Source organism: Terrisporobacter petrolearius (assembly GCF_020748185.1).
In the GTDB taxonomy this organism is placed as follows: domain Bacteria; phylum Bacillota; class Clostridia; order Peptostreptococcales; family Peptostreptococcaceae; genus Terrisporobacter; species Terrisporobacter petrolearius.
In genome coordinates, this window is record NZ_JAHZMO010000025.1 from 40,292 (window position 1) to 49,362 (window position 9,071).

The 9,071-nt window shown below is 30.4% G+C and carries 8 protein-coding genes and 1 pseudogene; 7 read left to right on the forward strand and 2 right to left on the reverse strand.

The annotated features are described in order from the left end of the window. The first annotated feature begins 80 nt into the window (after positions 1 to 80). The 3 genes and pseudogenes from K0040_RS13535 to K0040_RS13550 all read left to right on the forward strand — a co-directional run bounded on the left by K0040_RS13535 (position 81) and on the right by K0040_RS13550 (position 2,106). Complete coding sequence (locus K0040_RS13535) at positions 81 to 509, forward strand: MOSC domain-containing protein (RefSeq protein ID WP_228109305.1); 429 nt, start codon at positions 81 to 83, stop codon at positions 507 to 509. 360 nt (positions 510 to 869) lie between these two features. Continuing rightward, a pseudogene (locus K0040_RS20730) lies at positions 870 to 1,217 on the forward strand (DUF2520 domain-containing protein). A 178-nt stretch (positions 1,218 to 1,395) separates the two neighbouring features. Next, positions 1,396 to 2,106 (forward strand): DUF434 domain-containing protein, encoded by a 711-nt coding sequence (locus tag K0040_RS13550; RefSeq protein WP_228109307.1) that lies wholly within the window; start codon positions 1,396 to 1,398, stop codon positions 2,104 to 2,106. A gap of 114 nt (positions 2,107 to 2,220) precedes the next feature. On the opposite strand, the gene K0040_RS13555 is transcribed toward K0040_RS13550, so the two are convergent. Next, entirely contained in the window at positions 2,221 to 3,141 is a 921-nt protein-coding gene (locus K0040_RS13555) for a DUF5692 family protein (protein ID WP_228109308.1), read from the reverse strand. Between the two features lie 210 nt (positions 3,142 to 3,351). Continuing rightward, positions 3,352 to 3,969: a TetR/AcrR family transcriptional regulator gene (locus tag K0040_RS13560; protein WP_228109309.1), complete on the reverse strand. Its 618-nt coding sequence runs from the start codon at positions 3,967 to 3,969 to the stop codon at positions 3,352 to 3,354. A gap of 240 nt (positions 3,970 to 4,209) precedes the next feature. On the opposite strand from K0040_RS13560, the gene hypB reads away from it, so the two are divergent. From hypB to K0040_RS13580, 4 genes are read left to right on the forward strand one after another with little or no spacing between them, the layout of a single operon-like run. Continuing rightward, on the forward strand, positions 4,210 to 4,878 hold the full coding sequence (hypB, locus tag K0040_RS13565) for a hydrogenase nickel incorporation protein HypB (RefSeq protein WP_228109310.1): 669 nt from the start codon (positions 4,210 to 4,212) through the stop codon (positions 4,876 to 4,878). A gap of 30 nt (positions 4,879 to 4,908) precedes the next feature. Continuing rightward, positions 4,909 to 7,593, forward strand: a complete 2,685-nt coding sequence (locus K0040_RS13570) for an FAD-dependent oxidoreductase (protein ID WP_228109311.1) — start codon at positions 4,909 to 4,911, stop codon at positions 7,591 to 7,593. Between the two features lie 23 nt (positions 7,594 to 7,616). Continuing rightward, on the forward strand, positions 7,617 to 8,552 hold the full coding sequence (locus K0040_RS13575; protein ID WP_228109312.1) for a DUF5692 family protein: 936 nt from the start codon (positions 7,617 to 7,619) through the stop codon (positions 8,550 to 8,552). 17 nt (positions 8,553 to 8,569) lie between these two features. After that, positions 8,570 to 8,920 carry a hydrogenase maturation nickel metallochaperone HypA/HybF gene (locus tag K0040_RS13580; protein ID WP_331476321.1) on the forward strand — a complete coding sequence of 117 codons (351 nt, stop codon included), beginning with the start codon at positions 8,570 to 8,572 and terminating at the stop codon, positions 8,918 to 8,920. Positions 8,921 to 9,071 lie beyond the last annotated feature (151 nt).

The window sequence follows — 9,071 nt, forward strand, 5'->3', positions numbered from 1 at the left end:
AAATACTAAATATAATAAAATCAAAGTTTAAAGATGTAAAAGAATAAAATAAATATATGAACCAAATTGGAGGATAGACAATGGGGAAAGTATTAGCAATTTGTATAAGCGAGAAAAAAGGAACATTAAAAACTGAAATAAATGAAGCTGAGTTTATTGAAGATTTTGGAATAGAAAATGATGCCCATGCAGGAAAGTGGCATAGGCAAGTTAGCTTATTGGAATTTAATAAAATAGATGAGTTTAGAAAAAAAGGTGCCAATGTAGATTTTGGAGCTTTTGGAGAAAATTTAGTTGTGGAAGGAATAGAATTACATACTCTTCCAATAGGTCAGAAAATACAAATAGGCGATGTTTTACTTGAAGTAACTCAAATTGGGAAGAAGTGCCATGATAAATGTCAGATATATTATCAAGTAGGAGAATGTATTATGCCTAAGAATGGGATATTTACTAAAGTTCTTAATAGTGGAACTGTACAAGTTGGAGATAAATGTTTATTATTATAAAAGTTATAAATTTTAGCTCATACCAAATAAGGGTATGAGCTATTTATATACTATAAAAATTATAAATACAAAAATTATTGGCAAATATTTAAAAGAAAATAAAATAAATGTAGTAGGGTATTATAGTAAGAAGAGGCATTTTTTACAAATACTAAACAATTTCAAAACTTAAATGAATTAGTTAATAACAGTGATGTTATATTTATTACTACACCTGATTCACATATACAACAGGTGTATGATGAATTAAAACAATTGAATATAAGAGATAAGGTTATCAGCCATTGTAGCGGTTCAATTTCCTCAACAATTTTTTCGAATGTAAATAACTACAATGCATATGCTTATTCTATCCATCCAATGTTTGCTATTTGTAGCAAGTGTAATTCTTATAAAGATTTTCAAAAAGCGTTTATTATCATAGAAGGTGATGAAAAATTTAAAGACTATTTTGTGAGTTTGTTTAAAAACTTAGGAAACCAAGTAGGTGCTATTTCCAGCGAAAATAAGATTTTGTATAATACTGCTTGTGTTACAGTGAGTAATTTAGTATTGGCGTTAATTTCGTAGAAACTTGTGATTTCTCCAGAGAGGATAGCTTAAATGCCATTTTTCCTCTTGATAGAAAATAATGTGGAAAATATTAAAAAACAAGGTCTGGTAGACAGTTTGACAGGTGCAGTAGAAAGAGGAGATCTATATACTTGACAGATCTGTATTAGTCGCAATAGCTGTATATATAAACAAAACTAGACTGATTGATAATTTTATATATGAAGTATAAAAAAAGGATTTATATGTAAAAAATAAATAAAAGTATAATTAATGATGATAATACTTAATTTTGTGAAAACTATAGAGTAAATTAAAATATTGGAGTGTGATTATGTGCAAAATTGTTAAAAGAGGGCATTTTCCCAGTGATGAAAAAGAGTTTACAGGTAAACATCTTGATAAATTATATAAGGCTGGACAGGATTTATATTATTTATTAAATCAAGGATATAACATAAAAGGAGCATCAGTTTTTGTGGGAAATCACTACTTATTGTCTAAAAGACAAAGATTAGCTTTATCAAGAGCAATTTCTCCTGAGAAAAATATAAAGATTAGAAAAGATAAAGAAATTAAGAATAATATGGAAAATAGTATTGTGAATATTGATGGATTTAATACTATAATAACACTGGAAGTTGCCCTATCTAATTCACTATTAATTAAGTGTATGGATGGAACAATAAGAGATTTAGCAGGCCTTCGAAGAACGTATCGTATTATAGATAAGACAGAATTATCAATTATGAAAATAGGAGAAACTTTAGAAAAATATAAAATTAAAAAAGCTAATTTTTATTTAGATGCGCCAGTCTCTAACTCGGGAAATTTAAAGAAAAAGATAGAAGAATTATTGAATAACTTTGATTTTGAAGTGGAAGTTATGAATATTAATAATGTGGATTCAACTTTAGAAACATTGGACAATGTTATTAGTAGTGACGCAATTATTTTAAATAAATGCAAAAGTTGGATTAATTTAAGCAGAGAAATACTAGATAAAAAGATTGAAAATAATTTCTGTGTTGATTTTGATTTATAAAAAATAAAAATTATATTTTAATAAAAAATTGAAATTAAAAAAGTTTTAATTTCAAAAAAGCCATTTGTTGTTTAAAGAGTATATTTACTTCAAACAATAAATGGCTTTGTATCTTTAAGCTAAAGATTTTACTTCTTTATAACAATCTAAATCAGTATAAAGTTCACTTGTATATGGATTTATCTTAGTTTTTCTAGCTTTGCAAACCATATAAATAAATACTGCTATATTAGCAAGTAAAGCAATTAAACTTACTATAAATAATGCAGTTGTATTTTGTGATGCTTTAACTGAGAATTGTGATTGGTCTATAAATGATGGTACAGTCATAGCAAACATTACCCAAAATGCAAGTGTATGAGCGCGGTGTTGCAACCAAGCACCTTTTCCAAATACAAATGCACATACAGTAGGTGCAAATAATAAAGCTATACCACAATACCAAGCATGATCTCCTAAACAGTTGTATGTATAAGCAAAGTTCCATAAATCATAAGCTATAATCCAGAACCAACACATGTCTGGCCATAACATATCTTTGCTTTTTTTCTTACTAATACAAATTCCAAGCCAACCAGTGATAGTTATAATATTTAAAATACCTGCTATACCATTCATATAATTCCAAGAACCACTAGTTACCATCATACCTTCAAAAATTTGAGCTTTATAACCTAATCCACCAATTTGGAAATCACGTATAACTGCTTCCATAATGTTAATTGCAAGGATTAAAGGCGGGAAATATAAAACCCATTTATGATTAATTGCACCTTTAACATAGCGAATTAACCAAAATCCCATACATCCAGCTAAAGCTGAATAAACTTTTGCAAAGTGGAACCATGTTCCAACACTTGTACCTTTTGTAGTTTTAGGCCATACAAAAACTGTTAAAATTATAGGTAATACTAAAAAACATGCTAATCCTGCCCATTTCCAGCGACGGCTGAATTCATTAAGCAGCATAAGTACTGCAAATACTAATAATAACATTAGCCAATTGCTTATTGGCTGTGCTTCAAATAAAAACATTTTACTGTCCCCCAATATTAAATAATGATTCAATTTTATTAGTTATAAAATTATTATAATATTAGCACCATTAAATTATAAAACACAAGTGTAAAAATATAATTTAATAATTCTGACAAAATAGAAACTAAGCTGAAAACACTGGAAAATCAACGTTAATAATGTTAAAAAATTATCTAAAAAATGTAAAAATAAATAAAAAAAGTCGTCTTAAGGACGAACTTTTTTATCTGAATCTTTTGGTTTAAAATTAGAGAGTATTAAATTTAAGTCAAATTCCATTCTAGATTTAAGATCATAACTGCCTTGATAAAGACACCAATCAAATATAGCGCCTCGGGAGATTCTCATTATTATCATAGTTAAGTTTGTAGGAGAAATAGAATTGTCTAGCTCTCCACTTTTTAGCGAATCCTCAACTATAGATTTAACCTTTAGAGCAATATGTCGATCAGGTTTTGTAGAGTATTTTCCCTCAATAGAAAGTAAGTTTTTGTATATTTCGCCTACAAATACCCATCCAAGCTCCTCCATCATCTTAGCGCCTTCGCATAAGAGAAATAACAATTTTTCCAGGTTAGAAGAAAAATTTCTTGCTTTAAATCGATCCATTACTAATATATCTACTTGCTCATAAGCTGTATTAATTATTTCCATCTTCGATTTAAAATGATGATAAAAAGCTCCTGTTGAAATTTCTGCAGCTTGGCAAATATCTTGAATTTTTACACTTTCAAAGCCCTTTAACTTAAAAAGTTCAGTGGCTACTTGAGTGATTCTAATTTTAGTTGCAATAGCTTGCCTTTGTCTATGCGTTAATTTTTCCATGTAAAATACCTCTTTATAAAACTGCAATGTTAATACAGTAAGTTATATGATTATTTAGTATAGCATAAAAAAAAGCAAATATATAATATTATTTGTGGTAAAAAAATAGATAAAAACCATAAGACAATGTTTACAAATTATGGTAAACTGTGATATATTTTAATTACAGAACGAGATTCGGTGAATCTTATTCTATATGAAATAGTGTTACAAATTTAACAAAATGTTAAGGGGAGAATTATGGATAAATACAAAGTAATCGAGATAAAGGAAAATGTTTTCGGAAACAATGATAAACAAGCAGATTTACTAAGAGCAGACCTAAAAAATGATAATACTTTTTTATTGAATTTAATGTCTTCTCCAGGTTCAGGTAAGACGACTACAGTTTTAAGAACGATTGAATCTTTAAAAGATGAGATGAGAATAGGAGTTATGGAGGCAGATATAGATTCTGATGTGGATGCTGCTACTGTATCAAAAACAGGAGCAAAAGTAATACAGTTACATACAGGAGGCATGTGCCATCTTGATGCAGATATGACAAAGCAAGGTTTAGTAGAACTTGGAACTGAAGATATAGATTTTGCAATATTGGAAAATGTGGGAAATTTAGTATGTCCAGCAGAATTTGATACAGGTTCTTCAAAAAATGCCATGATACTTAGTGTACCAGAAGGACATGATAAACCTTTAAAATATCCTCTAATGTTTTCAATTGTTGACGTAGTTTTAATAAATAAAATTGACGCCATAGAATATTTTGATTTTGATTTAGATTTAGTAAAAAAATATATTAAAAAACTAAATCCAAATATAAAGGTTATACCAATATCAGCAAAAACTGGTGAAGGTATTGAGGAATGGATTAACTGGTTAAGAAAAGAAGTAAAAGAGTGGAATAATTAATATTTTATTAAAATTTAGAGGGGGATTATTATGGCAGTAAAAGAAAAGGTTCTTCAATTTGCAAATCAAGTAAGTGGAAAGAAGCCCGGATCTAGAGGGTACTTTGGTGTAGAAGATGCACGTTATAAAATTTTAGAACCAGTAGTGACTGAGGAGATGGCAGAAGTTTTACTTTGTATGAAAATAAGACAAAAAACAACTGCAGAAAAAGTGGCACCTTTATGTGGTAAAAGTGTTGAAAGATGTAGTGAACTTTTACTAGAATTATCAGAAATAGGTGTAGTATTTGTTAATGAAATAGATGGTGTAGATACTTTCTGGTATGAAACTTGGGTACCAGGAATTATGGAAATGATGGTTAATAGGAAGGATCAAGCAAAAAAATATCCGCAAATTCCTAAGGCTTTTCATGATTATGGAGTAGAAAATGGACCAAGATCTACAGGAAGTTTTCCTCCTGGAGTAGGGCTTATGCGTGTTATTCCAATAGAAACTGCCATAGATGGTGAAACAAGAAGAGCATCTTATGAAGAAATATCAAAATATTTAAACGATAGTGATAAATTCTCAGTATCAGACTGTTCATGTCGTACAGCAAGAGAAAGTATGGGAGAAGGATGCGGTCACTTAAAAGAAGACATGTGTATTCAATTAGGTCATGCTGCTGAATATTATATAAGAACAGGTAGAGGTAGAGAAATAACTAGAGAAGAAGCTTTTGAAATAATAAAAAGAGCAGAAGAAAATGGATTAATGCACCAGATACCAAATTTAGATGGATCAGGAAAAACTCATGCAATATGTAACTGTTGTGGATGTTCTTGTTTAGCATTAAAAGGAGCAAATATGTTTGCCAATTCTGATATGGTACGTTCTAACTACGTATCTAAAGTAGACAAAGACAAATGTGTTGCTTGTGGTGAATGTGTAGTAAATTGTCCAACAAATGCTCTAAAACTTGGTCAAAAACTATGTTCTAGTAAACCAGTTGTAGACAAAATAGAAAGAAAAGAAACTCCAAGAAATACTAAGTGGGGGCCAGAAAGATGGAATGAAGACTATAGAACTAATAGAGAGGATGTAGTAGAAAGTGGAACAAGTCCATGTAAAACTGCATGTCCTGCTCATATAGCTGTTCAAGGATATATAAAACTTGCTTCACAAGGAAGATACAAAGAAGCGTTAGAACTTATAAAAAAGGAAAATCCATTCCCTGCAATATGTGGACGTATTTGTCCTAGAAAGTGTGAATCAGCTTGTACAAGAGGGGACATAGATTCACCACTTGCTATAGACGAAATCAAAAAGTTTGTAGCTGAACAAGATTTAAAAGAAGAGCATAGATTTGTTCCTAAAAAGAGACATGATTATGGTAAAAAGATTGCAATTATAGGTGGTGGTCCATCAGGACTTTCATGTGCTTATTACTTAGCTATAGATGGATACAAAGTAACAGTATTTGAAAAACAAAAGGCTCTAGGAGGTATGTTAACTCTAGGAATTCCTTCTTTCAGATTGGAAAAAGAAGTAGTTAATGCAGAGATAGAAATACTAAGACAAATGGGCGTAGAATTTAAAACAGGGGTAGAAGTAGGTAAAGATATTACTTTAGATGAATTAAGAAAAGAAGGATATAAAGCTTTCTACGTAGCAATAGGGGCACAAGCTGGTAGAAGATTAAATATAGAAGGTGAAGATGCAAAAGGGGTTATCCCAGGGGTAGAATTTGTACGTGATGTTAATTTAGGAAATGATGTTAAGCTTAATGGAAAAGTAGTAGTTATCGGTGGCGGAAATGTTGCTATAGACGTGGCAAGAAATGCTGTAAGAGTAGGGGCAGATAGTGTAGAAATGTTCTGTCTAGAAAGTCGTGAACAAATGCCAGCTTTAGATGAGGAAATTGAAGAGGCATTACAAGAAGATATAGTAATAAACAACTCTTACGGACCAAGTAGAGTAATTACACAAAAAGGTAAAGTAGTAGGGGTAGAATTTAAAAAATGTATTTCTGTATTTGATGAGAATGGAAGATTCTCTCCAAAATTTGATGAAGCTGATGTAAAAGTAGTAGATGCAGACTATGTTTTAATTTCAGTAGGTCAAAGTATAGACTGGGGTAATTTATTAGAAGGTAGCAAAGTAGAGTTAAATCCTAACAATACAATTAAAGCTGATTCATTCACTTATCAAACAAATGAACCAGATATATTTGCTGGTGGAGACTCATATACTGGTCCAAGATTTGCAATTGATGCCATAGCAGCAGGTAAACAAGGTGCTATATCAATTCACCGTTTTGTTCAACCAGGACAAAGTTTAGTAAATGGACGTGACAGAAGAGATTATCATGAATTTGATAAAGAAAGTTTACAAATAGAAGGATATGACAATACACCAAGACAAAAAGCTGAACATAAAACAGATATAAAAGCAAAAGAATCATTCAAAGATATTCGTCTTACTTTTACAGAAGAACAAATGAAAAAAGAAACAGAAAGATGTTTAGGTTGTGGTGCAACTGTTGTTGATGAATATATGTGCGTAGGATGTGGCCAATGTACTACTAAATGTAAATTTGATGCCATATCTTTAGTTAGAAAATATGACGCAGAAGGCTTAGCTTATGAAGAGCTTAAACCAGCAGTAGTTAAAACAACTATAAAACGTCAAGGTAGAATTGTAGCTAAGAAAGTTAAGGATATATTTGTAAAATAAAACAATAGATAGGAGTACTTATTATGGGAATTTTATATGAACAGATGACATTTCAGGGATGGGCAATATTCCTATTTGTATTATTAGCACTTATGGCTTTTAATGAACTTGGAAGATCAACAAAATGGACTGGAATATTGTTATTTATAATAGTACCTACATTTTTAACAATTTATGTATGGCCAACTACGGCAGCTGCAGGGAATGAATATGGAACAGGAACTTGGTTTAACTGGGTAAAAACATATTCTGCACTAGCTGGATGTATTTGGTTTATGGCAATTAGATATATACCATCTTTACAAAAGAAAAAATGGGCACTAGCTTTACCAGCAATTATTTTAGCAGTTAACATATTAGAAGCTGCAGTTAGAGATTTTCAAATATTCAGCTATGGATTAACTGGAGGGGGAGTAGTTGATAATCTTTGGACTATTTCTGGACCGTGGAATATTATGAATGGTATAGCAGGAATACTAAACATAATCACAATATGTGGTTGGTGTGGAATATTCATATCAAAAGATAAAACAAAGGATATGATATGGCCAGATATGATATGGGCATGGATAATAGCTTATGATTTATGGAACTTTGCTTATACTTATAACTGCATATCAGATCACTCAATTTATTGTGGAGCAGCATTATTACTTTCATGTACTATACCAACATTCTTTATAAAAAAAGGAGCTTGGCTACAACATCGTGCTCAAACACTAGCTCTTTGGATTATGTTTGTTATGACTGTACCGCAATTTGCTGATAGAATAGCACCAGTTGCTACAACACATAATCCAACAGCATTCTTTGTAGTAAGTTTAGTATCTTTAGTAGCTAACGCAGCTTTAGCTATTTATCAATTTAGCAAAATAAGAAAAAATAAACTTAATCCTTTAAAAGATGAAATTTATAGACAGTCAAATGCTTATAGAGAAGTAGCTTTTGAAAATAAGTAGATAGACAATGAGAGTAGGTGAAAAATTTGCATGAACTAGGAGTAGTAATAGAAGTTGTTAAAACTGTAGAAAAAGTTGCAGTGGAAAATGACTTAGCTAAAATAGAGAAATTAGTATTGCAAATTGGAGAATTATCATCAATGATTCCTAAATATATAGAAGCTTGTTATCCAGCAGCAATAGAAAATACAGTATTGCAAAACACAGAGCTAGAAATAGAAGTTATGCCAGGAAATGGTATGTGTAAAAGTTGTAATAAAGTATTTAATATAAAAGAAAACAAAGGAGTATGTCCACATTGTGACAGCAAAGTTTGGGACTTACTTAGTGGAAAAGAGTTTATAATTAAAGAAATAGTAGCATACTAAATAGAATGTAGTTATTAAGCATAATAAAATGGACCCTATAAAGTGGATACTAGAAAAAGTGTTTACTTGTATAGGGTTTATTTTTGTGTAAAATATTCATTAAGGAGTTGAGTAATTATGAACAAAAAACTATTTTCTAAAGAAGAGATTA